Genomic DNA, 25,942 nt, shown 5'->3' on the forward strand with positions numbered 1-25,942 from the left:
ACGGTTCTTCGTCCCTGTCCCCACGGGCGTGCGGAGCCGTCCACAAGAGAGAGTGTGAGGGTGCTCGTACTCGTCGCTCCCGGCCAAGGCGCTCAGACGCCCGGCTTCCTGACTCCCTGGCTCGACCTCCCCGGTGCCGCCGACCGCATCGCGGCCTGGTCCGACGCCATCGGGCTCGACCTTGCCCACTACGGCACGAAGGCCGACGCGGACGAGATCCGCGACACCGCCGTGGCCCAGCCGCTCCTCGTGGCCGCGGGGCTGCTGTCGGCGGCCGCCCTGGACGCCGCCTCCCCCGACGTCGTCGCGGGCCACAGCGTCGGTGAGATCACCGCCGCCACGCTCGCCGGTGTCATCGAGGACGAGGCCGCCCTGCGCTTCGTCCGGACCCGCGGGCTCGGCATGGCCGAGGCCGCCGCGGTCACCGAGACCGGGATGGCGGCCCTCCTCGGCGGCGACCCCGCCGTCACGGTCCCGCACCTGGAGAAGCTCGGGCTGACCCCGGCCAACGTCAACGGCGCCGGCCAGATCGTCGCCGCCGGCACCGCCGCCCAGATCGCCGCCCTGGAGGGCGACAAGCCCGAGGGCGTGCGCCGGGTCGTCCCGCTGAAGGTGGCCGGCGCGTTCCACACGCACCACATGGCCCCGGCCGTGGAGAAGCTGCGCGCGGCGGTCGGCGACCTCACCGTCTCCGACCCGACCGTGCGCTACGTTTCCAACGCCGACGGCCACACCGTGGCCACCGGCACCGAGGTCGTCGCCCGGCTGGTCGGGCAGGTCGCCAACCCGGTCCGCTGGGACCTGTGCATGGAGACCTTCCAGTCCCTGGGCGTCACCGCACTCGTCGAGCTGAGCCCCGGCGGCACCCTGACCGGGATCGCCAAGCGTGCGCTGCCCGGCGTGCGGACGCTCGCGCTCAAGACCCCCGACGACCTCGACGCGGCCCGCGCGCTCATCTCCGAGCACGCAGGCGTCTAAGGAGCGAGCATGTCGAAGATCAAGCCCAGCAAGGGCGCCCCGTACGCACGGATCCTCGGGGTCGGCGGCTACCGCCCGACCCGGGTCGTGCCGAACGAGGTGATCCTCGAGACGATCGACTCGTCCGACGAGTGGATCCGCTCCCGCTCCGGCATCGTCACCCGCCACTGGGCCTCCGACGAGGAGACCGTGGCCGCGATGTCGATCGAGGCGTCCGGCAAGGCCATCGCCGACGCGGGCATCGACCCCGAGCAGATCGGCGCGGTCGTCGTCTCGACCGTCTCGCACTTCAAGCAGACCCCGGCCGTCGCCACCGAGATCGCGCACCGGATCGGCGCGGGCAAGCCCGCCGCCTTCGACATCTCGGCCGGCTGCGCGGGCTTCGGCTACGGCCTCACCCTCGCCAAGGGCATGGTCGTCGAGGGCTCGGCAGAGTACGTACTTGTGATCGGCGTCGAGCGGCTCAGCGACCTCACCGACCTGGAGGACCGCGCGACGGCCTTCCTGTTCGGCGACGGCGCGGGCGCGGTCGTCGTCGGCCCCTCCCAGGAGCCGGCCATCGGCCCGACCGTGTGGGGCTCCGAGGGCGACAAGTCCGAGACCATCAAGCAGACGGTCGGCTGGAACGAGTTCCGCCTCGGCGACGTCTCGCAGCTGCCGCTCGACTCGAAGGGCGAGGTCAAGTTCCCCGCCATCACGCAGGAGGGCCAGGCGGTCTTCCGCTGGGCCGTCTTCGAGATGGCGAAGGTCGCCCAGCAGGCGCTGGACGCGGCCGGGATCGCCCCGGAGGACCTGGACGTCTTCATCCCGCACCAGGCCAACATGCGGATCATCGACTCGATGGTGAAGACCCTGAAGCTGCCGGAGCACGTCACGGTCGCCCGTGACATCGAGTCCACCGGCAACACGTCCGCCGCCTCGATTCCGCTCGCCATGGAGCGGCTCCTGGCGACCGGTCAGGCGAAGAGCGGCGACACCGCGCTCGTCATCGGCTTCGGGGCGGGTCTCGTCTACGCCGCGACGGTCGTTACCCTCCCCTAGGCACACCGGACCTTTTGGGTCCGGACGCACGAACACCGAAGAAACCACCGAAGGAGCGCCAAGATGGCCGCCACGCAGGAAGAGATCGTCAAGGGTCTCGCCGAGATCGTCAACGAGATCGCCGGGATCCCGGAGGAGGACGTCCAGCTGGACAAGTCCTTCACCGACGACCTCGACGTCGACTCGCTGTCCATGGTCGAGGTCGTCGTCGCCGCCGAGGAGCGCTTCGACGTGAAGATCCCCGACGAGGACGTCAAGAACCTCAAGACGGTCGGCGACGCCGCCGACTACATCCTGAAGCACCAGGGCTGATCCCAGCCCGGCTGTGTCGCCACCCGGCGGTGGCGCCGCTGATTCACGACCCTCTACACGTGGAGAAGATTTTCCAGTGAACTCGACCAATCGCACCGTGGTCGTCACCGGTATCGGCGCAACCACTCCGCTGGGTGGCGACTCCGCATCGACCTGGGAAGGTCTGATGGCCGGCCGGTCCGGCGTCAAGCCTCTCGAAGGCGAGCGCTTCGCCGAACTGCCCGTCCGGATCGCCGCCCTCGCGGCCGTCGACCCGGGCGACGTCCTTCCCCGCCCGCTGGCCCGCAAGCTGGACCGCTCGGCGCAGTTCGCGCTGATCGCGGCCCGCGAGGCGTGGGCGGACGCGGGCTTCACCGCCAAGGCCGGCGAGGACGAGTCCATCGCCCCCGAGCGCCTCGGCTCGGTCATCGCCTCCGGTATCGGCGGCGTGATCACCCTGCTCGACCAGTACGACGTGCTGAAGGAGAAGGGCGTACGCCGCGTCTCCCCGCACACCGTGCCCATGCTCATGCCCAACGGCCCGGCGGCCAACGTCGGCCTGGAGGTCAACGCCCAGGCCGGTGTCCACACCCCCGTCTCGGCCTGCGCGTCCGGCGCGGAGGCCATCGGGTACGCCGTCGAGATGATCCGTACCGGCCGTGCCGACGTCGTCGTCGCCGGTGGCACGGAGGCGGCGATCCACCCGCTGCCGATCGCCGCGTTCGCCAACATGATGGCGATGTCCAAGAACAACGACGAGCCCCAGAAGGCCTCGCGTCCGTACGACACCGGCCGGGACGGCTTCGTCCTCGGCGAGGGTGCGGGCGTCGTCATCCTGGAGTCCGCCGAGCACGCCGCGAAGCGTGGCGCGAAGGTCTACTGCGAGGTGCTGGGCCAGGGCCTGTCGGCCGACGCCCACCACATCGCGCAGCCCGAGCCCACCGGGCGGGGTATCGCCGCCGCGATGCAGAACCTGCTGGACTCCAGCGACCTCAAGCCGTCCGAGGTGGTCCACCTCAACGCGCACGCCACGTCGACGCCGCAGGGTGACATCGCCGAGATCAAGGCGCTGCGGAAGGTGCTGGGCGACGACCTGGACCATGTCGCGATCTCCGCGACGAAGTCGATGACGGGCCACCTGCTGGGTGGCGCGGGCGGTATCGAGACGGTGGCCACCGTTCTCGCGCTGCACCACCGCATCGCACCGCCGACCATCAACGTCGACGACCTCGACGAGGCGGTCGAGGCGGACGTCGTGCGTGGTGAGCCCAGGGCGCTGCCCGAGGGGCCGATCGCGGCGATCAACAACTCGTTCGGGTTCGGTGGGCACAACGTGGTGCTGGCGTTCCGGTCCGTGTGACGCCGGCCCTTTGACGAGTGAAACCCGCTTCCCGGTTCTCGGGAGGCGGGCTTCTCTGTCAAACCCCTCCGGCGATGGAGGAGCGGGGTCCGGGGCAGCACCCCCGGAAAGTCACACGACCTGGTGCAGCCAGCGGACCGGCGCGCCCTCGCCCGCGTGGCGGAAGGTCTCCAGCTCGTCGTCCCACGGCTTGCCGAGCAGGGAGGCGATCTCGGCCTCCAGGTCGCTCTCGCCGCGCACCGACCGCGCCAGCGCGGCCCGCAGCCGGTCCTCGGGGACCAGGATGTCGCCGTGCAGGCCGGTGACGGCGTGGAAGATGCCGAGGCCGGGGGTGGAGCTGTAGCGCTCGCCCTCGGCGGTGGGGCACGGCTCGGCGGTCACCTCGAAGCGCAGCAGGTCCCAGCCGCGCAGGGCGGAGGCGAGCTGCGAGGCGGTGCCTGCGCGGCCCTTCCAGGAGAATTCGGACCGCCAGGTGCCGGGCGCGGCCGGCTGTCTGATCCAGTCCAGCTGGACCCGCACACCGAGGACGCCCGCCACTGCCCACTCGACGTGTGGGCACAGCGCGCGCGGTGCGGAGTGTACGTACAGGACTCCACGTGTCGTCACCGGAACCTCCCGTATGGGACGAGGTACGCCTTCCCCAGCGGCCTCGCGTCCGTACCGCCTCTTTCCGGCCAGAGCCCGAGGTTGTCATCAGTAAACAGCATCGGGAGTTAATCTCCTGAAAAGGGACAGCATGTGACGTGACGTAATGTACCGGAGCCGTCCGTGTGTGCGCGGGCGGGCGGAACGCCACTGGTTCGACGGGGAAAAGCTACCGTGCGCCGGGGCCGTCCGTGTGACGTACCGTCGGTCTCAGGCCCCTGATTCGCCGGGTTTCACCCGGCAGGGCGCGCACGGCCCCGACCTGGGGATCTCGCGCTTGCCAGGGGCATGTCCAGAGGCATACGCCACAGGTTGACCGGAGGGGATCCGACCGATGCCGGAGCGTGCGACACGCCCACGAATGCGTACCGCTGCCGCCGCGCTGACGGCGCTCTCGCTCGTCGGCGTCGCGGCGCTGGCCGGGTGCTCCGGGGGCGGCTCGGAAGGCGGCGTGTCGCAGAACGCGCCGGCCGCCTCGCGCAGCGCCTCGCCGTCCCCCTCCCCCACACCGGACTGGAACCCCCGGCCCGGCTCGATCGCGGCGGTCGGGGATTCGATCACCCGGGGGTTCGACGCGTGCTCGGTGCTGGCCGACTGCCCCGACGTGTCGTGGGCGACGGGTACGGACGACACGGTGCGCAGTCTCGCGGTCCGGCTGCTCGGCCCGTCGAAGGCGGCGGACCGGAGCTGGAACCTCGCGGTGTCGGGATCGCGGATGGTGCAGTTGCCCGAGCAGATGGCACGGGCGGCGAAGGAGCGGCCGGAGCTGGTGACGGTGATGACCGGCGCGAACGACGCGTGCCGGGACTCGGTGCGGCTGATGACGCCGGTGGCGGACTTCCGGGCGTCGTTCGAGGCGTCGATGCGGCAGCTGCGGGCCGAGGCGCCGAAGGCGCAGGTGTACGTCTCCAGCGTGCCGGATCTGAAGCGGCTCTGGTCGACGGGGCGGGTGAACGAGCTGGGCAAGAAGATCTGGGACCTCGGGATCTGTCAGTCGATGCTGGCCGACGCGGACGACCTCGGGCCCGCCGCCGTGGCCCGGCGGGACGCGGTGCAGGACCGGGTGGTGGCGTTCAACGAGGTGCTGCGGGACGTGTGTGCGAAGGATCGTCACTGCCGTTACGACGGCGGGGCGGTGTTCGGCTTCCGGTTCACCGGGGCTCAGCTCAGCCCGTGGGACTGGTTCCACCCGAGCCGCGACGGCCAGGCCCGGCTGGCGGAGATCGCCTACCGCAACGTCACGGCCGCGGAGCCGCCCGCGTAGGGTCGATGACCATGACCAGCGGGACGGACACGGCGGTACAGGCGGAGGACTTCGGCGCGCTCACGGACGGGACCTCCGTTCGCCGGTGGACGCTGGAGCGGGACGGGGTCCGGGTGCGGATCCTGACGTACGGCGCGATCGTGCAGTCGGTGGAGGCGCCGGGGCGGGACGGCTCCCGGGCCCCGGTGGCCCTCGGGTTGCCGGATGTCGGCGGGTACGAGGAGTTCCCCCGCCCCTACTTCGGCGCGGTGGTCGGGCGGTACGCGAACCGGATCGGGGGCGCGTCGTTCGTGCTCGACGGGCGTACGCACCGGCTGACGGCCAACGAGGGCGCCACCCATCTGCACGGCGGGGCCAGGGGCTTCGACAAGCGGGTCTGGGACGCGGTGGCGGTGCCGGGCGGGGTGCGGATGTCCCTGGTCTCGGCGGACGGGGACGAGGGGTATCCGGGGCGGCTCGACTTCTCGGTGACGTACACCCTGGAGCCGGGCGGGGCGCTGGTGCTCGACTACCGGGCGGTGACCGACGCGCCGACCGTGCTGAACCCGACCAGCCATCTGTACTGGAACCTGGCGGGCGCGGACAGCGGGAGCGCGCTGGGGCAGCAACTGCGGATCGCGGCGGGGCACTTCACCCCGGTGGACGGGGCGTCGGTGCCGACCGGTGAGGTGGCGCCGGTGGCCGGGACCCGGTTCGACTTCCGTCGGACGCGGGCGGTGGGCGCGGGGTACGACCAGAACCTGGTGCTGGAGGAGGGGGCCCGGGGCGGGGACGCCGTCGCGGCCGAGCTGTACGACGCCTGGTCCGGGCGGGTGCTGACCGTACGGACCACCGAGCCGGGGCTCCAGCTGTACACCGCCGACCACTTCGACGGGCGGCCGTTCGGGCCGTGTGCCGGGATCGCGCTGGAGACCCAGCACTTCCCGGACTCGCCGAACCGGCCGGAGTTCCCGTCGACGGTCCTCCGGCCGGGCGAGGAGTTCGCCTCGCGCACCGTGTACGCGTTCTCGGTGCGCTGAGACGCTGCTTGTACGGTGCTCCGCTCAGCGGGCCAGGCCCAGGGTGACGCCGAGGCCGACCAGGACCGAGCCGATTCCGCGGTTCAGGGCCTTCTGGCGGCGCAGCATCGCCCCGCGCAGCCGGGAGTGCGAGAAGAACAGCGCGACCAGGGCGAACCAGCCGAGGTGGGCGGCGGACATGAACAGGCCGTATCCCGCCTGCTGCCAGAGCGCGGTGTCGGGGCCGACGACCTGGGTGAAGGTCGCGACGACGAACAGGGTCGTCTTCGGGTTGAGCGCGTTGGTCAGGAAACCGCTGCGCAGCGCCCCGAACGGGGAGAGCCCGGGCCGGTCCGACAGGTCGACGTCGAGGTCGGCGCGGGCCAGGAAGGTGCGCACCCCGATGTAGATCAGATAGGCGGCTCCGGCCAGCTTGACCGCGGTGAACAGAGCGGTCGAGGAGGCGATGAGCAGCCCGACGCCGAGCATCGTGTACGTGACGTGGACCAGGACGCCCGCGGCGACCCCGGCTGCCGCGAGGACGCCGGTGGTGCGCCCGTACAGATAGCTGTTGCGGACGACCATGGCGAAGTCGGCGCCCGGGGAGACGACCGCGAGGACGGTGATGGCGGCGACCGCCAGCAGCTCGGTCACGCGGACCACGCCCGGGGGGCCGGGGGAACGTCACCGCTGTCCGCGGTGCCGGGCCGGGGCTCGGTGTCCGGGTCCGGGTCGACCAGGTCGCGGGCGAGCAGGGTGGCCCCGGCGACGGCTCCCGGCATCAGGAACACCGCGACGACCGGGATCAGGAAGGCGAGGACCAGCGGGACGCCGAAGCCGAGCGCCAGCAGCCGGCGGCCGCGGAGCAGGACGAGACGGTCCTTGAGGACCATGCCCCGGCGCTGAAGGGCGACGGCCGTCAGCTCCTCGGCCAGGAAGAAGCCGGAGACGCAGAAGCCGATCGCGGGGACCACGGTCTGCCCGACGACCGGGATGAAACCGCAGGCGAAGAGGATGATCCCGTACAGGGCGACGCGCAGCAGGATGCGTACGGAGTCGCGGGCGGAGATCCACAGCTCCTGCCAGAGCGGCAGTCCGGACTCGGGGACCTCGCCGCCCTCGCTGCGGTCGACCTCCTCGGAGAGCGACTCGTAGAAGGGCTGGCCGACCAGGAGGGTCACGGCGGTGAAGGTGATGACCGCGAGGAACAGGCCGAAGACGAAGACGAGCGCGGTCAGCCCGGTGCGCAGCAGCCCCTGCCAGGGTGAGGACCAGTCGTCGGCGAACGGGGTCGCCCAGCCGACGAGGTCGTCGGCCCCGTAGCCGAGTCCGATCAGCGCTCCGGCGTAGACGACGAGGGTGACGAGTCCGGGCAGCAGCCCGAAGCCGAACCACCGTCCGTGCTGGGCAACCCAGCGTTGCCCCTTCATCAAGTAACCGAAACCCGCCCCGAGATCACTCATGGGCGTCAGCGTACGGCGTGCGGAAACGCGGCGAGGACCGCACCCCGGAGCGGGGTGCGGTCCTCGCGTGCGGTGCGGGGTCCGGTCAGGCGACCGAGAGCTCGACCTTGATGTTGCCGCGGGTGGCGTTCGAGTACGGGCAGACCTGGTGGGCCTTCTCGATGAGCGCCTGCGCGGTGGCGGCGTCGACGTTCGGGATGGAGGCGCTGATCGCGACCTCCAGGCCGAAGCCGCCGGCCTCGGTCTTGCCGATGGAGACCGAGGCGGTCACCGTCGAGCCGGAGATGTCGGCCTTCTCCTGGCGGGCGACGACGCCCAGCGCGCCCTGGAAGCAGGCGCTGTAGCCCGCCGCGAAGAGCTGCTCGGGGTTGGTGCCCGCGCCGCTGCCGCCCATGGCCTTCGGCGGGTTCACGACGACGTCGAGCTGACCGTCGTCGGAGGAGACCCGGCCGTCGCGGCCGTTCTCGGCGGTGGCGACGGCGGTGTAGGCGACGTCGATCTTCTGGATGGTCATGGTGTGACGATTCCTCCGGTTGGTGCGCCGCGACTCGCGCCCACGATCGCGACGGCCTGCGGATGAGCCTAACGCGTGGTCGCGTCCGGCGAACGGCAGGCGGTGGGTCAGACCAGCGAGACGATCATCTTGCCGGTGTTCTCGCCGCGCAGCAGGCCGACGAAGGCGTCGTACCCGTTCTCGATGCCCTCGACCTTGGTCTCCTGGAACTTCAGCTCGCCCGAGGCCAGCCAGCCGGCGACCTCCTGGACGAACTGGTCCTGGAGGTGGGCGTGGTCGCCGACGAGCATGCCCTGGAGGCGCAGCCGCTTGCCGATGATGAGCGCCATGTTGCTCGGGCCGGGGGTCGGCTCGGTGGAGTTGTACTGGGCGATCATGCCGCAGATGGTGGCGCGGCCGTGCAGATTGAACGAGGAGATCGCGGCTTCGAGGTGCTCGCCGCCGACGTTGTCGAAGTAGACGTCGATGCCGTCGGGGGCGGCCGCCTTGAGCTGGTCGCGGACCGGCCCGTTCTTGTAGTTGAAGGCGGCGTCGAAGCCGTACTCCTCGGTGAGGAGCTTGACCTTCTCGTCGGAGCCCGCGGAGCCGATGACCCGGGAGGCGCCCTTGAGCTTCGCCAGCTGGCCGACCTGGCTGCCGACGGCTCCGGCCGCGCCGGAGACGAAGACCGCGTCGCCCTCCTTGAAGGAGGCGACCTCGAACAGGCCCGCGTAGGCCGTGAGCCCGGGCATGCCGAGCACGCCGAGGTAGGCGGAGAGCGGGGCGATCTCCGGGTCGACCTTCACCGCGTGCTTGGCGGGCAGGTCGGCGATCTCGCGCCAGCCGAGACCGTGCAGGACGTGGTCACCGACGGCGAAGCCCTCGGCGTTCGAGGCGATGACCTCGCCGACCGCGCCGCCGTCCATGGGGTGGTCGAGCTTGAAGGGCGGGGTATAGGACTTCACGTCGTTCATCCGGCCGCGCATGTACGGGTCGACCGAGAAGTACTTGTTGCGGACGAGGATGCGGCCTTCGGCCGGAGCGGCCACCGCGGCCTCACGCAGCGCGAAGTCCTCGGCCTTGGGCCAGCCGTGCGGGCGGGCGACGAGGTGCCATTCGCGGCTGGACGTGGGAAGTGCTGCAGACATGGGCTCGGGTTCTCCTCAATGTCCTACGGGGGGTGAGCCTCGGCGCCGTACGGCCCGAAAAGCTTCATGACATGAAACAACCATGCTCCTGAATATTTCATGATGTCAAGTAAATCGGTACGCTGTCGTCCATGGCCACTCGTACAGACACCCTGACCCTTGAGGTCGTCGAGCTCATCGGCACCGTCGTGGCGCGCTACCACGAGGAGTACGACCGGGCCGCCGCCGAGCACTCCCTCACGGGCGCGCAGGCACGGGTGCTCGGGCTGCTCTCGCTGGAGCCCCAGCCGATGCGGAAGATCGCCGTCAGGTTGAAGTGCGAGCCGTCGAACGTCACCGGGATCGTCGACCGGCTGGAGACCCGGGGGCTGGTCGAGCGCCGGCCCGATCCGGCCGACCGGCGGGTGAAGCTGGCCGCCGCGACGGAGAGGGGCCGGCGCACGGCCCGTGAGCTGCGGGACGCGCTGGACTTCGCCCGGGAGCCGCTGGCCGGGCTGTCGGATGCCGAGCGCACGGTGCTGCGGGATCTGCTGCGCCGGATGCTGGGCGAGGGGACCCCGTAGGCGTCGCGCCTACGTGCACCACCACAGGAAGCGGGTGCAGGTCGGGGTCGGGGTCGGGCTGGGCGTCGGCTCCGCCGGGGGCGGCGGCGGGGGTGCGGGCGCGGTCGTCGGCTCCTGCGGGTCCTCCGGGCCCGGCGGGTCGGCGGGCGGGCTGTCCGGGGCGTCGGACGGGTCCGCCTCGTCGGGGTCCGGGGAGGCGGTGGGCTCGTCCGGGGTGGAGGCGTCGGGGCTCGGCGACCCGGACGGGTCCGGGCTCCCGCTGCGGGCGTCCGCGGGTTTCGCGTCCGTTCCGGGGCCCGTGGTCGCCCCGGCCCGGGAGCCGACGGGGCCGGGGTCGCGGGGCGCTTCGGCGGAGGTCTCCGTGGGCTCGGGCTCGGCGGCCGGGTCGCCCGGCGCGTCGCTGACGAAGTCGGCCGCGGTGTCGTCCTGCCCGGGCTCCAGGGCCAGTTCCGCCAGGCTCAGGGCGCCCGCCGCGAGGAGCAGCCCGAGGGCCCCGAGCAGCACGGTCCGGCCGCGTCGGCGGTGACTGCCGCGGGCCCGCCGCCGGGAGCCGGGGCGGGGCTCACGGGCGGCGTCACGGCGGGAGGTCCGACCGGTCTCGCCTTCGACGCTGCGGGCCCCAGGACCGGTGTCACCTGCGGCGCTACGGCGGGACACCGCAGCGGCCTCGCCGCGGGACTCCGGCCCTGCCTCGCCCGCGGTGCCGCGCCGGGACTTCCGGCCGGCCTCGCGCCGGGCGTCCCTCCGGGTGCGGCGGGGGGCGTCGGCCCGGGCGGCCGTCCCGTACGGCTCCTCCGGGGCGGGGCCGGCGGGCGCGGGTATCGCATAGGGGCCCAGCGCCTCGGCGGGCGTACCGCACCCGGCGCAGGCCAGGGCTCCGTTGAGATGCCGTCGGCACGGGTGGCAGTAATCCATGGCGCCCGCAGGTTAGGCGCGCGCGGAACAACCGGGGAAGCCGCCCAGGTGAGGATCGTGTGAGGAAGCCAGGATTCCGGTGACGGCCGGTCCGATACGCCTGACACGCGGGAGGATGGGCGGCATGAGCACTCCCGCCCCCTTCGGCCCGCTCCAGTTCCAGCTCGTCCTGCTGCGCCGGATGGCCGACTTCCAGCCGGACCTGGTCGAGGACGCCCGGCACGAACTGAGCGCCTCCCTCGCCGACATGCGGGAGGCCAACCGCCGCTGGCAGGCCATGGTGCGGGCGCCCCGGGGACGCGGATCGCTGCGGCGCTACCGCTCGGTCCTCGGCGAACCGGAACTGGTCCTGCCGCGCCGGGTCGGCGACCTGGAGTGCGAGGCGCTGCTGTGGCCGGTGCCGCTCTGGCCCGACCTGCGGTTCGAGGTGATGGCCGGGCCCGGCGGCGCCGTCTGGAACGAGTGGCTGGTCCGGGCCCCGGGCGCGACGGGCCCGGAGCTCACCTCCGTAACCGATCTGCTCCCCTGGTCGTGCACCGTGGACGAGGCGGCCCGCGCCTTTCCCCCGGCCCGGCCGATGGAGGGCAGCGCCCCGACCCGGTGGGCGCTGGCCGTCACGGACCCCGGGTCCGGCCGGGAGCGGGTCGCCGAGTTCACCTGGGGCCTGTTCCAGCGGCTGCTGCCGGGCGCGTGAGCTGAGGAGCCGTCAGCTCCTGCTCCCCTTCCGGCGCATCTCAACGCGCGCGACGGGCCGAACGGCGCGACCATGCAAGGAGAGACCGGCCGCCCGCCGGTGCCCCCTCCATCCGCGCGCTCGGGAGAATCGCCGTGACCGTCAGCCTTGAGCAGTTGCAGCGTTGCCATGTCGCCGTCGACCTCGGGGCCGCGAGGACCCGGGTGTACGTGAAGGGGCTCGGGCTCGTCGTCGACGAACCGAGCGTCGCCGCCGTCAACACCCGTACCGGCTCCCTCATCGCCGTCGGCGCGCTCGCCGAGCAGATGACCGGCCGCACCCCGGAGTACATCCGGGTGGCCCGCCCGGTCTCCGGCGGGAGCGTCGTCGACATCGAGATGGCCCAGCGGATGCTGCGTCATCTGCTGGGCGACAAGCTCCGCCGCCAGTTGCGCCGCAAGCCGCGGCTGCGCGCCGCCGCCTGCACCCCGCACGAGGCAGATCCGCTGGCCCAGCGGGCGACGGTGGAGACCCTCGTCGGGCTCGGCGCCCGCCGCGTCGAGCTGGTCGACACGCTGATCGCGGCGGCCGTGGGCTGCGGGCTGCCGGTCGAGCAGCCGACCGCCACCATGATCATGGTGTGCGGAGCCGCCACCACCCAGATCGCGGTGCTCTCGCTCGGCTCGATCGTGACCGCCGTACGGATCCCGGTGGGCGGCAACGCGATCGACGAGGCGATCATCCAGTACCTGCGCCAGCACCACGAGCTGCTGCTGCCGAGCCAGTCCGTGCGCCCGCTCCAGCTGGCGCTGCACGGCAACGGCATCCAGCTCACCGGTCCCGCGCTCACCGACATCCACGGCCGCGACGTGGCGACCGGGCTGGCCCGCACGGTGCAGGTCGACACCGCCGCCGTACGGCAGGCCATCCACACCCCGCTCACCGCGGTGCTCGACGGGGTGGGCAAGGTGCTCCGCGACTGCCCGCCGGACCTGGTGGCCGACCTCGCGGACCGCGGGATCATGATGGTCGGCGGCAGCGCGCTGCTCCCGGGCCTCGACCAGATGCTGCGGGACGCGACCGGGATGCCGGTGCATATCGCCGAGCGCCCCGACGTCTGCGCGGTGCTCGGTCTCGGCGCGATGCTGGACGGGAAGATCCAGCCGATGGTCCTCAACCCGCTGGCGGGGTGAGCGCGTCGGCGCGGACGCCCGGGACGGTGGACTCCGGACCGGCCGGGAGCGGGCCGGCTCAGCCGGAACCGGTTCAGCCCGGAGCGGCTGGGTCCGATGCCGCCGTCGGGCGGCTGCCGATGCTGCTGGAGGCGGTCCTCAGCGTCGGCAGCGATCTGGATCTGGGCTCCACCCTCCAGCAGATCGTGGAGACCGCCACCGCTCTCACCGAAGCCCGCCACGGTGCGCTCGCCGTGCTGGAACCCGACCGGGACCGGATCGACGCGCTGTACACCACCGGAACGGCGGAGGCGGAGGCTGAAGGGAGCTTCCTCCGGGCGGCGATCGTCGTGCAGACCGAGGTGTTCGGCCACCTCCACGTCGCCGGGAAGCGGCCGGGCCCTTTCACCGACACCGACCTGGGCCTGCTGCGGGTCCTGGCCGCCCAGGCGGGCATCGCGATCGGCAACGCCCGGCTGTACGGGACGGCCCGGCAGCGCGAGCGCTGGATCGCGGGCGCGGCGGCCGTCACCACGGCCCTGCTGACCGGCAGCGACGCGGCCGACGCGCTGATGACGGTGGCGGAGCAAGCGCGGGTGCTGGCGGGCGCGTCGGCCGGGGTGATCCTCCAGCCGACGGAGGCGGGCGGGATGGAGATCGTCACCGCCTCCACTCCCGACGATCCGGCGGGCATCGTCGGCACGGTGATCGAACCCGGGTCCGCGGTGCTCGTGCAGTTGCTCGGCGGCGAACCGGTCTTCATCGACGACTCGGCCACCGATCCCCGGATGACCACCGGCGTCCGTTCCCGCTTCGGGCCGAGCATGATGCTGCCGCTGCAGAGCGGCGGGCGGCTCATCGGGACCCTTGCCCTGCCCCGGCGGCGCGGCGAGCGCCCCTACACGGATCTGGACCGGCTGCTGGCGACCCAGTTCGCCTCGCAGGCGGCCCTCGCCCTGGTTCTGGCGGACGCGCAGGCCGACCGGGAACAGCTCGCGGTGTACGAGGACCGCGACCGGATCGCCCGTGACCTGCACGATCTGGTGGTCCAGCGGCTCTTCGCCACCGAGATGATGCTGGAGTCGACCCGGCGACGGGCGGCGTCGGATGAGGAGAGCGGGGACGCCACGGAGGCGGGGCACGGCGGGGCGGCGGAGGAGCAGGCGGAGGCCGGGGTGCTGCTGGGGCGGGCCGTGGACGAGCTGGACTCCACCATCCAGGAGGTCCGCACCGCCATCTTCGCGCTCCAGCAGCCGCCCGCCGCGGCCCCGAGCACCTTCCGGGGCCGGGTGCTGCGGGAGACCGGGGGCGCGGCGGCCCTGCTGGGCTTCCCGCCGTCCGTGCAGTTCACCGGGGCCGTGGACGCGCTGGTGGGCGAGGAGACGGGCCGGGAGCTGCTGGCCGCCCTGCGCGGGGCGCTGGCCGCCGCGCACCGCAGGCCCGGGGTCACGGCCATCGAGGTCGAGGTGGACGCCACGGTCCGGCTGCCGGACGGGCGGGGCGGGGTGCGGCTGGTGGTCGCGGACGACGGGCGCGGTGAGGACGACGGCAGGCCGACGACAGTGACCTGGCAGGCCCCGTTCTGATCCCGGACCCCGGCTTCGGTGTGTCGGGGCCCGTCCTCCATGCGTCGGGCCGGGCCTCAGCGCTTCGGGGCCGCCCGCAGCGCGATCCGGGTGTTCGAGTGGGCGACGCCCGCCTCCCGTTTCAGCCGGCGCAGCAGGCTGTCCAGCGCCCCCGGGTCGGCGGCGGCGGCCCGCAGGAGGTAGTCGTGGCCGCCGGTCACGTGCACCACCTCCGTGATCCCGGGCAGCATCAGCACCGAGCGTTCGAACTCCTCGTTCGTCGTGTCGAGGCGCAACGTCACATCGATGAAGACGACCAGGCCCGAACGGGTGTCGGCGGCCGGGTCGACGATGACGGTGAAGCCCCGGATGACCCCGTCGCGGCGCATCCGGCGGACCCGGTCGCCCGCCGCGTTGGCGCTGAGCCCCACGCGTACGCCCAGATCCCGGTACGAGATCCGGGCGTCCTCCTGGAGAATGCCGAGGATTTCCCTGTCCAGCCGATCCATACGGTAATTGTCCCAGCTTGTGACGATATTGGCTGAGGAAGCCCGGGACGGTCCGCTGTCGCCCGGTCGGCGCAGTCCGACGGGCCGTGCGATGTCCCGCGCCCTTGACTTGCTGGTGTGGACACCTCTGTCAAGCAGTCCTCCGAGCCGCCCGCACCGGGGGCAGCGGCGCCGTCCCCGGCCGCGTACCGCAATCTCGTCCTGGCGACGGTGGGCTTCGCGCTGACCTTCTGGGCGTGGAATCTGATCGCGCCGATGTCCGGGGACTACAAGGACCGGCTGGGGCTCAGCTCGTTCCAGCAGTCGTTCCTGGTGGCCGTGCCGGTGCTGGTCGGCTCGCTCGGCCGGATCCCGGTGGGGGCGCTGACGGACAAGTACGGCGCGAAGCTGATGTTCCCGCTGGTCTCCGCTCTGACGATCGTGCCGGTACTGCTGCTGATCCCGGCGAGGAACTCGTACGGGGCGATGCTCGCGGTCGGCTTCCTGCTGGGGCTCGGCGGGACGACGTTCGCGATCGGCGTTCCGCTGGTCAACGCGTGGTTCCCGCCGCACAAGCGGGGCTTCGCGCTGGGTGTGTTCGGCATGGGCATGGGCGGGGTGGCACTGTCGGGGTACTTCACCCCGCGGATCGCGAAGCACGGTGACGATCTGCCGTTCCTGGTGGTCGCGGGGGCGCTGGTGGTGTTCGCCCTGCTCGCCGCCGTCCTGATCAGCGACCACCCCGACCGGAAGATCCCCACGGACACCCTGGCGCACCGGCTCGGCGAGGCCGGGAAGCTGCGGGTGACCTGGGAGCTGTCGGCGCTGTACGCGATCGGCTTCGGCGGCATCGTGGCGTTCGGCGTCTATCTGCCGACGTATCTGAAGACCTGGTACGCGATGTCGCCGACCGAGGCGGGCACCAAGGCGGCCGGGTTCGCCCTGGTCACGGTGGTCTTCCGGCCGATCGGCGGCTGGCTCTCGGACCGGATCCACCCGGCGGTCGTGACCTCGGTGGCGCTGCTGCTGGCCGCGCTGATGGCGATCGTGCAGGCCTTCGAGCCGCCGCTGAACCCGGTGGGCACGATCGCGCTGCTGGCCATGGCGGCCGGGCTCGGTACCGCGAGCGGCAGTGTGTTCGCCCTGGTCTCGCAGGTGACGCCGCAGCCGAAGGTGGGCAGTGTGACGGGCATCGTAGGGGCGATGGGCGGGCTCGGCGGATTCGTGCCGCCGCTGGTGATGGGCGCGATCTACAGCGCCAAGGACTCCTACGCGATCGGCTTCATGCTGCTGTCCGATCTGGCGCTGGCGGGGTGTGTGTACGCCTACGGGCGGATGCGGACCGTCCAGCGCGACGAGTGACGCCGTCGGGCGGGGAAGAACGGCCGCGTTCCCGCCGGATCGCGGCCGTTCGTGTGCGGGCTACCGGCGCTGCCGGAGCTGTTGTTCGAACCGGTCCGCCCAGTACGCGGTCCGGTCGAGGTAGGCCGTCTCGGCGGCTTCCCCGGTCTTTCCGTAGGCTCCCTCGAAGGTCTCGTAACCGTGGCCCGGGGGCGGGGTGGAGGAGGCGGGTTCGATGGAGCTGCCCTCGTGCCACTCGTTGAACGAGGTGACGGAGACCCAGGTGGGGTCGCCGCCGATGGCCGGGTCGAGGGCGTTGTCCCACTCCAGGTCGTAGGAGGCGCCGTCCTCGCGGCCGAGGGTCGGGGTGGTGTTGCCGGGGACGGCCCGGTCGTCGACGTAGCCGGGGGCGACCGAGGGCGCCCAGACGAGGCCGTTGGCCTTGGCGTAGTCGCCCGCGCTCTTCCAGCCGGGGGCGGTGGCGCCGGCGATGCCGTCGTAGGTGTAGATCCCGCCGAAGTGGTCGACCTTGCTGGTGTCGGTGGTCTGGGCGAGGACGATGGCGGTGTCCTTGACGGCGTCGAGTGCCGACCAGTCCTGGATCTTCAGGCTCTCGAAGATGTAGTAGGCGTTGCGGTCGCCGTTGGCCGCGTCCCGGTAGAACGCGGGGTGGTCGCCGAACTTCCCTTCCAGATAGGCGATGTCGTCGACGACGGACGCGGCGGTGCGGCCGCCGTACGGTTCGATGTGCCAGGCGACCTCGATGCCGTGGCGGGCGGCGGCGTCCATCACGTCACCGGCGAGGCTGTCCTCGTACCCCCCTTGGCCCCACCAGCTGTAGACGATGACGCCCGCGCCGGACCGCTTCACCCACTCCATGTGCTGGTCGACCGCCCCGGCGATGTCCCCGGAGTCGTACGGGCCGAGCTTCGGGTAGAGGTCGGCGCCGATGGCGTCCGGCGGGGTGTGGCCGCCCTGCTGCCAGTGCCGCCAGTTGCCCGCCGGACCGTCGGGGGTGCCGTACCAGGGGTAGTAGAAGAGGTGCACGTTGGACGAGCCCTCGTCCTCGGTGGCCGGGGCGCGGGTCAGGGTGAAGCGGTCCACGTCGAAGAGCGCGCCCGCTCCCCCGGTGAACCGCAGGAACAGCGGGCCGGTACCGGCGGTCAGCGTCGTGGTGACCTCGGTGAAGGTCTCCCAGCCGCCGGTCGGGGCCACATCCACGGAACCGAGCAGCGGACCGGTGGCCGAGCCGGAGCGGACCTCGATCGTGCCGCCCGCACCGGCCGAGGAGACGGTCGCGGTGAAGGCGGTGGCTCCGGCGGTGTCGAGGGCGGAGTACCCCGCCCAGTCGCCGTCGTCGATGTAGCCGAGGGTGGCTCCCCCACTGGCCGAACCGTGGGCGGCGCTCTGGACGCCGGAGGAGGAGGTGTACGCCTCCGCCTCCGCGCTGTCGCCGCCCGGGTCCGGGCCCGGATCACCGGCGGAGCAGTCTGCCTCGACGGCTCCGGCCGCGTACTGGACGCCGCCGAGGAGGAGCTGGCGGAAGTCCGGGTCGGCGAAGGACTCGATGGTGTGGCCGAGCCCGGTGTAGAAGGAGCGGCCCTCCTGCTGTTCGTGGCACCACGTGATGGGGTGGTCGCCGCCCATCTCGCCGCCGCTGTAGCTGGATTCGTCCAGGGACTGGAGGACGCGGACGCTGTCGCGGGGGTTGGAGCGGTAGTTGTACCACTCGTCGGTCCGCGTCCAGGTGTCGTCCAGGTGCGCGGTCGCCGGGTGGGCGTGGTCCTCGGTGGTGAGGCGGGCCTCCTGGATCGCCGGGTGGCTCCGGAACCACGCCCCGACCAGGTCCTCGTACTCCGGCCAGTCGTACTCGGTGTCGGCAGCCGCGTGTACGCCGACGAAGCCGCCGCCCCCGTCGACGTATCCCTTCAGGGCGCTCTGCTGGGTGTCGTTCAGGATGTCGCCGGTGGTGGAGAGGAAGACGACGGCCTCGTAGCCGGCGAGGTTCTGCGGGGTGAAGGCGGTCGCGTCCTCGGTGGCGGTGACGGTGAAGTCGTGGTCCGTGCCGAGTTGTTGGAGGGCGGCGATGCCCGCCGGGATGGAGTCGTGGCGGAATCCGGCGGTCTTGGAGAAGACCAGGACCTGGTACGGGTCGGCGGCTGCCGCGCTCTGCACGCCGGGGCTCAGGAAGGCGGCTCCGAGGGTGAGGGCGACGGCGCAGGCGAGGCGGCGGATGCGGGATCGCCTCATCGGTCGTTCACCTGCGCTCCCTGGGTGGTGAAGGTGAAGGCGTCCAGGTCGAAGAGGCTTCCCTGGCCCGTCGGTCCGGTGAAGACGAAGAACAACTCGGTTGATCCGGCAGGGGCGTTGTTCACATCGGCCGTGACGTCCACGTAGTCCTCCCAGCCGCCGGTCGGGGCGACGGGGAGGGAGGAGAGCAGAGTGCCCGTCGGGGAGCCGGCCCGTACCTCCAGGGTGCCGCCCGCGCCGCCCGAGGCGACCCGTGCGGTGATGGAGGTGGCGTTGGACAGGACGTACGGCGTGAAGGAGACCCAGTCGCCGTCGTCGGTGTAGCCGACCGCCGAGCCGCCCTCGGCGGAGCCGTGCGGGGCGATCTCGATGCCGTTCTGGGCGGCGAAGTGCTCGCCCTGGCGGTGGCGGGGCTGGAGGATGGAGTCGCTGTGCGTGGTGAGTCCGCCCGCGTCGGTGTACTCGGCGTCGAAGACCCCGTAGATGTTGGCGGCGCTGTCGTGCTCGCCGTCGACGGGGACGTCGATGGTGCCGGAGCAGCCGTTCTTCGAGGTGATCTGGTGACGGTGGCTGTCGTGGCCGAGCAGGTAGGTGACCTTGACCTTGGAGCAGTCGACCGTGCCGTCCTCGGGGTCGCTGACGGTCACGGTGAAGGGGACGGAGTCGCCGAAGGAGAAGAGGCTGCCGTCCGCCGGGGTGGTGAGGGTGACCGTGGGTGCGGTGTTGCCCGCCGTCACGACCAGGCTCGCGGTGCCGGTGAGCCCTTCGGGGTCGGTGACGGTCAGCGTCGGGTTGTAGGTCCCGGCGGTGGTGTAGGTGTGGCTGGGGTTCGGGTCGGTGGAGGTGGTTCCGTCGCCGAAGTCCCAGGCGTAGGTGAGGTTTCCGCCCTCGGGGTCGGCGCTGCCGGCCGAGGAGAAGGAGACGGCGAGCGGGGTGGGCCCGGACGTCCTGTCCGCGGCGGCCTTGGCGACCGGGGACCGGTTGCTGCCCGCGAGGTACTCGACGCGGTACAGGGCCTGGTTGCCCGCGCCGGTGCCGTAGTCGAGGACGTAGAGCGCGCCGTCGGGTCCGAACGCGGAGTCCATGACCTGGGTACCGGTCCACGGGAAGGTGTCGATGGTTCCCGGTGATCCGTCGGCCTTGACCTCGACCGGCTTGATCCACTTGCGGCCGTACTCGGCGGCGAAGAAGCGGCCGTCGAGGGAGGCGGGGAACTTCACGGCGGAGTCGAGGTCCGCGTCGAAGTTGTATACGGGTCCGGCCATCGGGGACTCGGAGCCGCCGCCGAACTCCGGCGGGGAGCCCGCGTCACCGGCGTACCGGATCCAGGCGGGCCGGGCGGGCGGCAGGGTGGCGAGGCCGGTGTTGCGGAAGGAGTTGTTGGCGGGGCCGGAGGCGCAGTCGTACTTCGCGCCGGACGGGCCACTGGGGAAGGTGTACTCGCCGTACGTCTCCGTGGGCGTGTTGGTGCCCGTGCAGTACGGCCAGCCGAAGTTGCCGGGCTGGGTGACCCGGTTGAACTCGACCTGGCCGCTGGGGCCCCGGTTCGGGTCGGTGGTCCCGGCGTCGGGGCCGTAGTCGCCGATGTAGACGGCTCCGGACTTCTTGTCGACGGACATCCGGAACGGGTTGCGGAAGCCCATCGCGTAGATCTCGGGCCGGGTGTTCGCGGTGCCGGGCGCGAAGAGGTTGCCCGCCGGGACGGTGTAGCCGCCGTCGGACGTGGGCTTGATGCGGAGCAGCTTGCCGCGCAGGTCGTTGGTGTTGCCGGAGGAGCGCTGGGCGTCGAACTGCGGGTTGCGGTCGGTGCGTTCGTCGATCGGTGCGTAGCCTGCCGACTCGAAGGGGTTGGTGTCGTCCCCGGTGGTCAGATACAGGTTCCCGGCGGCGTCGAAGTCGATGTCGCCGCCGACGTGGCAGCACTGTCCCCGGTCGCTCTCGACTTCCAGGACGACCTTCTCGCTGCCGAGGTCGAGCGTGCCGTCGGCCTTGAGGACGAAGCGGGAGAGGTTGAGGTGCCCCTTCCATGCCGCGAAATCGGCGGCCGAGCCGGTGGTGGGGGCGTCGCCGGGCGGCGTGTCCAGGAGCGGGGAGTAGTAGAGGTAGACGAAGCGGTTGGCCGTGAAGTCCGGGTCGACGGCGATGCCTTGAAGGCCCTCTTCGTCGTGGGTGTAGACGTCGAGCTTGCCCGCCGTCTTCGTCGACCCGGCGGCGTCGGTCAGCCGGACCGTGCCGTCGCGGGCGGTGTGCAGCACGGACCGGTCCGGCAGCACGGCGAGCGACATGGCCTCGCCCAGCTCGGCTGCTCCGAGGGCGAGTTGGACCTGCTGGTAGTCGGCGGCGGGGATGTCGGCCGCGATGCGCGGGGCTCGCGTCTCGGGGTCGGCGGCGAGGGCCGGTCCTGCGGCGGGGACGGCGAGCGTGGCCGCGAGGAGTGCGGCGAGTGCGGTGGCGTATCTGGACCACCGCGGGGGTGCGGGTGACATGGTCGGGTGGTTCCTTCCTGACGGTACGTGGGGTCTGTCAGGCAAGGCGCTGTCGCGCTTTGCGACGTGCAGGGGGGAGGCTCGGGCGCTCGGGTGGGGGCGGGTTTTTCCCTGGAGAGAGCGCTCCAACTCGCTTACTAGGCAAGCTTTTTGCATGCTGGCAACGCAAAATTAATTTGTCAATGCTGTGTCGAAATTGCGGTTCGATGCTCCGTGCAGCCATGTGGCGGACGGGGCGGGCCCTCCGAATGCCGGACCTGGGGTGACGCTGCCCTCATCGGTCTCCGGGTCCGGGCGAGGCCGCCGCCGACGCCCTAGGCTTCCCGGCGTGACCCTCCTTCCCGCGCTCCAGTCCCCAACCGGCCCGGCGGCCTCCCGGGAGGCCGTCCGGTTCGGCGCCCTCTCCCTGACCTACGGCGAGCTGGCCGCCGCCTCCACCGCCCTGGCCGCCCGGATCGCGGGCGCGGGCCGGGTCGCCGTCCTGGCCACCCCGACGCCGGAGACGGTGATCGCGGTGGTCGCGGCCCTGCGGGCCGGGGTTCCGGCGGTGCCGCTCAACCCCCGGACGGGCGAACGCGAACTGGCGCACATCCTGGGCGACAGCGAGCCCACGGCCGTACTGGCCGGCCCGGACGACGAGCTGCCCCCGGCGCTGGAGAAGCTGCGCCGGGTGACGGTGGACGCGCGGGCGGCAGCGGCCTCGGGAGCCCCGGCGGGCTCTCAGGCGCATGAGGCGGGCGCGGCGGGCCCCGACGTGTACGAGACCGGCGAGGCCGATGGGGCGGGCGAGGCGCGTCCCGCCGCACGCGACATCGGCGAGGCCGGTCCCGAGGCCCCCGCCCTGATCGTCTACACCTCCGGCACCACCGGCCCGCCCAAGGGGGCCGTCCTGCCCCGCCGGGCCGTCGCCGCATCCCTGGACGCACTGGAGGACGCCTGGGGGTGGACCGGCGACGACGTCCTGGTCCACGCGCTGCCGCTGTTCCACGTCCACGGGCTGATCCTGGGCGTCCTCGGCCCGCTGCGGCGCGGCGGCTCCGTGCGCCATCTGGGGAAGTTCTCACCCGAGGGCGTGGCCCGTGAGATGGGAGCCGGGGGCACGATGCTCTTCGGCGTACCGACGATGTACCACCGGCTGGCGGAGGTGCTGGACGGCCCGGCGGGAACCGCCGAACGGGACGTGCTGGCACGGGCGTTGAGCGGTGCGCGGCTGCTGGTCTCCGGTTCGGCCGCGCTGCCCGTGCACGACCACGAGCGCATCGCGGCGGCGACCGGGCGGCGGGTGATCGAGCGGTACGGCATGACGGAGACCCTGATGAACACGGGGATCCGGGCGGACGGCGTACCGCGCCCGGGCACGGTGGGACCGCCGCTCGCCGGGGTGGAGCTGCGGCTGGCGGAGGACGACGGCACGGTGCTCGACGAGCCCGGGACGATCGGCGAGATCCAGGTGCGCGGCCCGAACCTGTTCACCGGCTATCTGAACCGGCCCGACGCCACGGCCGCCGCCCACACGGCGGACGGCTGGTTCCGCACGGGCGACGTGGGCACGGTGGACGCGGACGGGTACGTCACCATCGTCGGGCGCAAGGCCACCGACCTGATCAAGAGCGGCGGCTACAAGATCGGCGCGGGCGAGATCGAGAACGTGCTCCTCGCGCACCCCGGGGTCCGGGAAGTGGCGGTCACCGGCGAGGAGGATCCGGACCTCGGCGAGCGGGTGGTGGCCTGGGTGGTCGCGACGGACCCCGACTCTCCTCCCTCCGCCGAGGAGTTGGCGGACCGGGTGGCGGCCCAGCTGGCCCCGCACAAGCGCCCGCGCACCGTGCGCTACCTGGACGCGCTGCCCCGCAACGACCTGGGCAAGATCATGAAGAGGTCGCTCCGTGCCTGACGCCACCCCCGTCCGCGCGACGGCTCGTGAGGCGATCGCCCTGCTCACCGGCGCGGCGGGCTTCACCGAGCACCGCCCGCCGCCGAGCCCCCAGCCGCCGGACGGCCCGCTCGGCTGGGCCGGGTACGACGCGGCGCGGGAACGTGCCTCGGCCCGGACCGGCGAGGAAGAGTCCGTGGTGTACGGCACCGGGGCCGTCGGAGACCGCGCGTGCGTCCTGCTCTCCTTCGAATTCGGCTTCCTGGGCGGATCGTTGGGCCGGCAGACCGGAGACCGGCTGGCGGCCGCGTACGAGTTGGCCCTGACCCGCCGTATCCCGCTGGTCGCCCTCGTCGCCACGGGCGGCAGCCGGATGCAGGAGGGCATGGTCGCGCTCACCCAGCTCCAGCGGGTGGCCGCGGCCTCCGTCCGGCTGCGCGCGGCCGGGCTCCCGCAGGTCGCCGTGGTCCGCGACCCGACGACCGGCGGCGGCTGGGCCACGGTGGGGGCGGGCGCGGATGTGGTGCTGGCGCTGCCGGGCGCGCAGGTGGGCTTCGCCGGATCCCGGGTGCGGCCGCCGGACGCCGACCCGTACGCGTACAGCGCCGAGGGCCAGTTCGCGGCGGGCCAGGTGGACGCGGTCGTCCCGGCCGACGAGCTGGCCGCCGCGGTGACGCACTGGCTGCGCGCACTGGGGCCGCACGGGGAGCTGCCCGCCGCGCCGGTGCCGGGTGCGCTGTCGGCGGGCGGTGGCGAGCCGGGGGCGGGAGCCGGTACGGGATCGGGACCCGGCACGGGCTCCGGAGCCGGCACTCCGTCGGCGGCCGGCAGGGACCCGGCGGCCCGGCTCCCCGAGACCGGGCGGGAGGCGGTGGCGCGGGCGCGCGATCCGCGACGGCCGCGCGCGGAGGCGTATCTGGCCGACTACTTCGCCGTACGGCTTCCCCTCCACGGGGACCGCTCCGGCTCCACGGACCCCGGGCTGCTCTGCGGCTTCGGGCTGCGCGCGGACGGGCGGCCGGTGGCGTACGTCGCCCAGTGCGGTACGCCGACCCGCCCGGCCGGATACCGCGCGGCGGCCCGGACGATCCGGCTGGCGGACCGGCTCGGCGTTCCCGTCCTGACCCTGGTGGACACCCCGGGCGCGGCCAACGACGCCGAGGCGGAGCGGGCGGGCGCCGGCGCGGCCATCGCGGACACCTTCGCGGCGATCGCGGCGGCCCGGGTCCCGGTGACGACGCTGGTGATCGGCGAGGGCGGTTCGGGCGGGGCGCTGGCGCTCGCGGCACCGGGCAACACCCATGTCACGGTGGACAGTTACTTCTCCGTCATCGCCCCGGAACCGGCCGCCGCGATCCTCAAGCGGCCGCCGTCGGAGACGGGCGCGACGGCCGACCAGCTGCGGCTGCGCCCGCAGGATCTCGTGGACCTGGGCTTCGCCCGCTCCATCGTCGGTTAGGCACAGCTGCGGCCCCGCTCATGGCTGCGGGGCCGACGTGGACATCGCGAACGCGGTGGCCTACCTCGCGGGCCCGGACGCGCAGTGGATCACCGGCACCACGCTGGCGGTGGACGGCGGGTACACGGCCTGCGGCCTCTTCGTCCGCTATGGCTTCTTCCGCACGCTACGGCCGCTTCCGTCCGCTACGGCTGCGGGTCGCGGGCGTCGTAGCGGGCGAAGGCGCGCCACTTCAGCGTGAGCAGGGTCACGCCGGTGACGCACAGGACGCCGCCACCGGTGACGGCGACGGCGGGTGAGGCGAGGTCGGCCACCGAGCCCGCCAGGAAGTCGCCGAGGCGGGGGCCGCCCGCCACGACGACGATGAAGACGCCCTGGAGGCGGCCGCGCAGTTCGTCGGGCACGGCCGCCTGGAGCATGGTGTTGCGGAAGACCATGGAGACGGTGTCCGCGCAGCCGGCGAGGGCCAGGAACAGCAGCCCGAGCCAGAGGTTGCGGGTGAGTCCGAAGACGGCGATGGCGGCACCCCAGGAGCCGACCGCCAGCAGGATCGCGAGCCCGTGCCGCCGGATCCGGCCGAGCCAGCCGGAGAACACCCCGCCGAGCAGCGCGCCGAGGGCCGGGGCGGCGACGAGCAGACCGGTGGTCCGCGCGTCGCCCCCGTACCAGAGGACGGCGACGGCCGGGAACAGGGCGCGGGGGTGGGCGAGCACCATGGCGCACAGGTCGGTGAAGAAGGTCATCCGCAGGTTCGGCCGGGTCCCGAGGAACCGCAGCCCGTCCAGGACGGAGGCCCGTTTGCCCGCCTCGCCGTCCTTGCGGTCGGGCAGCATCGAGGGCAGGCGCCACATCGCATACAGGGAGGCGGTGAAGCAGACGGCGTCCACGGTGTACGCGGCCCGGTAGCCCCACCAGCCGACGATCAGGCCGCCCAGCATCGGGCCGACGAGCGTGCCCGTCGTACCGGTCATGGTCGTCAACGCATTGGCCGCGGGCAGTTGTTCGGCCGGCAGCAGCCGGGCGATCATCGAGGAGCGGGCCGGGGCGTTGAGGGCGAAGCAGACGGCCTGGAGGGCCACGATCGCGTACAGCAGCCCGACGTGCTCGATGCCGACGACGGTCGCCGCCACCAGGACGAGGGAGAGCCCGAACGACCCGGCGGCGCTGAACAGACCGAGCTTGCGCCGGTCGACGGTGTCGGCGACGGCCCCGCCGTAGAGCCCGAAGACGACGAGCGGCACCAGCGAGCAGAACCCGATGAGCCCGACGGAGAACGCGGACCCGGTGATGTCGTAGACCTGGAGCGAGACCGCCAGCGCCGTCATGCCCTGGCCGATCCAGGAAACGGTGTTCCCGAACCAGAGCCGCCGGTAGTCGGGCGAGGTCCGCAGGGGCGTGAGGTCGGCGAGTATATGGGTGCGTCGTGCACGCGGTTCGGCTGATTCGGTCACAGGGGATGGTAGCCAGGGCCCCTGA

The 25,942-nt window shown here is 72.6% G+C and carries 24 protein-coding genes; 14 read left to right on the forward strand and 10 right to left on the reverse strand.

Annotation, left to right across the window (positions count from 1 at the left end):
- Nucleotides 1-60 precede the first annotated feature (60 nt).
- The 4 genes from WQO_RS09920 (at nucleotide 61) to fabF (ending at nucleotide 3,670) form a co-directional block, all read left to right on the forward strand.
- Nucleotides 61-978 carry an ACP S-malonyltransferase gene (locus WQO_RS09920; RefSeq protein ID WP_010064381.1) on the forward strand — a complete coding sequence of 306 codons (918 nt, stop codon included), beginning with the start codon at nucleotides 61-63 and terminating at the stop codon, nucleotides 976-978.
- A gap of 9 nt (nucleotides 979-987) precedes the next feature.
- On the forward strand, nucleotides 988-2,019 hold the full coding sequence (locus WQO_RS09925) for a ketoacyl-ACP synthase III (protein WP_010064380.1): 1,032 nt from the start codon (nucleotides 988-990) through the stop codon (nucleotides 2,017-2,019).
- Nucleotides 2,020-2,082: 63 nt separating this feature from the next.
- The gene (locus tag WQO_RS09930) at nucleotides 2,083-2,331 is read left to right on the forward strand and encodes an acyl carrier protein (protein WP_003969376.1); all 249 of its coding nucleotides are present in this window, start codon (nucleotides 2,083-2,085) and stop codon (nucleotides 2,329-2,331) included.
- 76 nt (nucleotides 2,332-2,407) lie between these two features.
- Nucleotides 2,408-3,670, forward strand: a complete 1,263-nt coding sequence (gene fabF / locus WQO_RS09935) for a beta-ketoacyl-ACP synthase II (protein ID WP_010064379.1) — start codon at nucleotides 2,408-2,410, stop codon at nucleotides 3,668-3,670.
- A 111-nt stretch (nucleotides 3,671-3,781) separates the two neighbouring features.
- On the opposite strand, the gene WQO_RS09940 is transcribed toward fabF, so the two are convergent.
- Nucleotides 3,782-4,276: a DUF3145 domain-containing protein gene (locus tag WQO_RS09940; protein ID WP_010064377.1), complete on the reverse strand. Its 495-nt coding sequence runs from the start codon at nucleotides 4,274-4,276 to the stop codon at nucleotides 3,782-3,784.
- 400 nt (nucleotides 4,277-4,676) lie between these two features.
- Here WQO_RS09940 and WQO_RS09945 point away from each other — a divergent pair, with 400 nt between their 5' ends.
- Together WQO_RS09945 and WQO_RS09950 are read left to right on the forward strand one after the other, a co-directional pair.
- A complete protein-coding gene (locus WQO_RS09945) occupies nucleotides 4,677-5,579 on the forward strand; it encodes an SGNH/GDSL hydrolase family protein (RefSeq protein ID WP_010064376.1) in 903 nt (300 codons plus the stop codon).
- A 5-nt stretch (nucleotides 5,580-5,584) separates the two neighbouring features.
- Entirely contained in the window at nucleotides 5,585-6,598 is a 1,014-nt protein-coding gene (locus WQO_RS09950; RefSeq protein ID WP_010064375.1) for an aldose epimerase family protein, read from the forward strand.
- A gap of 24 nt (nucleotides 6,599-6,622) precedes the next feature.
- Here the strand turns inward: WQO_RS09950 and WQO_RS09955 are convergent, their stop codons facing one another.
- From WQO_RS09955 to WQO_RS09970, 4 genes are all read right to left on the reverse strand, one after another.
- The gene (locus WQO_RS09955) at nucleotides 6,623-7,231 is read right to left on the reverse strand and encodes a LysE family translocator (protein ID WP_029182722.1); all 609 of its coding nucleotides are present in this window, start codon (nucleotides 7,229-7,231) and stop codon (nucleotides 6,623-6,625) included.
- A complete protein-coding gene (locus WQO_RS09960) occupies nucleotides 7,228-8,040 on the reverse strand; it encodes an EI24 domain-containing protein (protein WP_010064373.1) in 813 nt (270 codons plus the stop codon). The genes WQO_RS09955 and WQO_RS09960 overlap by 4 nt, the downstream gene beginning before the upstream one ends.
- A gap of 85 nt (nucleotides 8,041-8,125) precedes the next feature.
- Nucleotides 8,126-8,554 carry an organic hydroperoxide resistance protein gene (locus WQO_RS09965; RefSeq protein WP_006124225.1) on the reverse strand — a complete coding sequence of 143 codons (429 nt, stop codon included), beginning with the start codon at nucleotides 8,552-8,554 and terminating at the stop codon, nucleotides 8,126-8,128.
- Nucleotides 8,555-8,661: 107 nt separating this feature from the next.
- Complete coding sequence (locus WQO_RS09970; RefSeq protein ID WP_010064372.1) at nucleotides 8,662-9,681, reverse strand: NADP-dependent oxidoreductase; 1,020 nt, start codon at nucleotides 9,679-9,681, stop codon at nucleotides 8,662-8,664.
- Nucleotides 9,682-9,812: 131 nt separating this feature from the next.
- Between WQO_RS09970 and WQO_RS09975 the strand changes: the two genes are divergently transcribed.
- The gene (locus tag WQO_RS09975) at nucleotides 9,813-10,244 is read left to right on the forward strand and encodes a MarR family winged helix-turn-helix transcriptional regulator (protein WP_010064371.1); all 432 of its coding nucleotides are present in this window, start codon (nucleotides 9,813-9,815) and stop codon (nucleotides 10,242-10,244) included.
- Nucleotides 10,245-10,253: 9 nt separating this feature from the next.
- Here the strand turns inward: WQO_RS09975 and WQO_RS09980 are convergent, their stop codons facing one another.
- Complete coding sequence (locus tag WQO_RS09980; protein WP_010064369.1) at nucleotides 10,254-11,159, reverse strand: SCO2400 family protein; 906 nt, start codon at nucleotides 11,157-11,159, stop codon at nucleotides 10,254-10,256.
- Nucleotides 11,160-11,283: 124 nt separating this feature from the next.
- On the opposite strand from WQO_RS09980, the gene WQO_RS09985 reads away from it, so the two are divergent.
- From WQO_RS09985 to WQO_RS09995, 3 genes are all read left to right on the forward strand, one after another.
- Nucleotides 11,284-11,853: a hypothetical protein gene (locus tag WQO_RS09985; RefSeq protein ID WP_010064367.1), complete on the forward strand. Its 570-nt coding sequence runs from the start codon at nucleotides 11,284-11,286 to the stop codon at nucleotides 11,851-11,853.
- A 134-nt stretch (nucleotides 11,854-11,987) separates the two neighbouring features.
- Nucleotides 11,988-13,025, forward strand: coding sequence for a rod shape-determining protein (mreB, locus tag WQO_RS09990; protein WP_010064366.1), 1,038 nt, complete (start codon nucleotides 11,988-11,990; stop codon nucleotides 13,023-13,025).
- 119 nt (nucleotides 13,026-13,144) lie between these two features.
- Nucleotides 13,145-14,590: a sensor histidine kinase gene (locus tag WQO_RS09995; protein WP_010064365.1), complete on the forward strand. Its 1,446-nt coding sequence runs from the start codon at nucleotides 13,145-13,147 to the stop codon at nucleotides 14,588-14,590.
- 56 nt (nucleotides 14,591-14,646) lie between these two features.
- On the opposite strand, the gene WQO_RS10000 is transcribed toward WQO_RS09995, so the two are convergent.
- A complete protein-coding gene (locus WQO_RS10000) occupies nucleotides 14,647-15,078 on the reverse strand; it encodes an Lrp/AsnC family transcriptional regulator (protein ID WP_010064364.1) in 432 nt (143 codons plus the stop codon).
- Nucleotides 15,079-15,195: 117 nt separating this feature from the next.
- Here WQO_RS10000 and WQO_RS10005 point away from each other — a divergent pair, with 117 nt between their 5' ends.
- On the forward strand, nucleotides 15,196-16,419 hold the full coding sequence (locus WQO_RS10005) for a nitrate/nitrite transporter (RefSeq protein WP_010064363.1): 1,224 nt from the start codon (nucleotides 15,196-15,198) through the stop codon (nucleotides 16,417-16,419).
- A 60-nt stretch (nucleotides 16,420-16,479) separates the two neighbouring features.
- On the opposite strand, the gene WQO_RS10010 is transcribed toward WQO_RS10005, so the two are convergent.
- Complete coding sequence (locus tag WQO_RS10010) at nucleotides 16,480-18,648, reverse strand: glycoside hydrolase family 99 protein (protein ID WP_010064362.1); 2,169 nt, start codon at nucleotides 18,646-18,648, stop codon at nucleotides 16,480-16,482.
- Complete coding sequence (locus WQO_RS10015; protein WP_010064361.1) at nucleotides 18,645-21,134, reverse strand: PQQ-dependent sugar dehydrogenase; 2,490 nt, start codon at nucleotides 21,132-21,134, stop codon at nucleotides 18,645-18,647. The genes WQO_RS10010 and WQO_RS10015 overlap by 4 nt, the downstream gene beginning before the upstream one ends.
- Nucleotides 21,135-21,462: 328 nt before the next feature.
- Between WQO_RS10015 and WQO_RS10020 the strand changes: the two genes are divergently transcribed.
- From WQO_RS10020 to WQO_RS36735, 3 genes are read left to right on the forward strand one after another with little or no spacing between them, the layout of a single operon-like run.
- Nucleotides 21,463-23,028 carry an acyl-CoA synthetase gene (locus WQO_RS10020; protein WP_010064360.1) on the forward strand — a complete coding sequence of 522 codons (1,566 nt, stop codon included), beginning with the start codon at nucleotides 21,463-21,465 and terminating at the stop codon, nucleotides 23,026-23,028.
- Nucleotides 23,021-24,466, forward strand: coding sequence for a carboxyl transferase domain-containing protein (locus tag WQO_RS10025; protein ID WP_010064358.1), 1,446 nt, complete (start codon nucleotides 23,021-23,023; stop codon nucleotides 24,464-24,466). The genes WQO_RS10020 and WQO_RS10025 overlap by 8 nt, the downstream gene beginning before the upstream one ends.
- The gene (locus WQO_RS36735; protein WP_418082123.1) at nucleotides 24,426-24,707 is read left to right on the forward strand and encodes an SDR family oxidoreductase; all 282 of its coding nucleotides are present in this window, start codon (nucleotides 24,426-24,428) and stop codon (nucleotides 24,705-24,707) included. The genes WQO_RS10025 and WQO_RS36735 overlap by 41 nt, the downstream gene beginning before the upstream one ends.
- Here WQO_RS36735 and WQO_RS10030 read toward each other — a convergent pair.
- Entirely contained in the window at nucleotides 24,652-25,917 is a 1,266-nt protein-coding gene (locus WQO_RS10030; protein ID WP_010064356.1) for an MFS transporter, read from the reverse strand. The two genes, WQO_RS36735 and WQO_RS10030, sit on opposite strands and share 56 nt — an antisense overlap.
- Nucleotides 25,918-25,942: the final 25 nt, after the last annotated feature.

This window comes from Streptomyces globisporus C-1027 (assembly GCF_000261345.2).
Lineage (GTDB): Bacteria > Actinomycetota > Actinomycetes > Streptomycetales > Streptomycetaceae > Streptomyces > Streptomyces pakalii.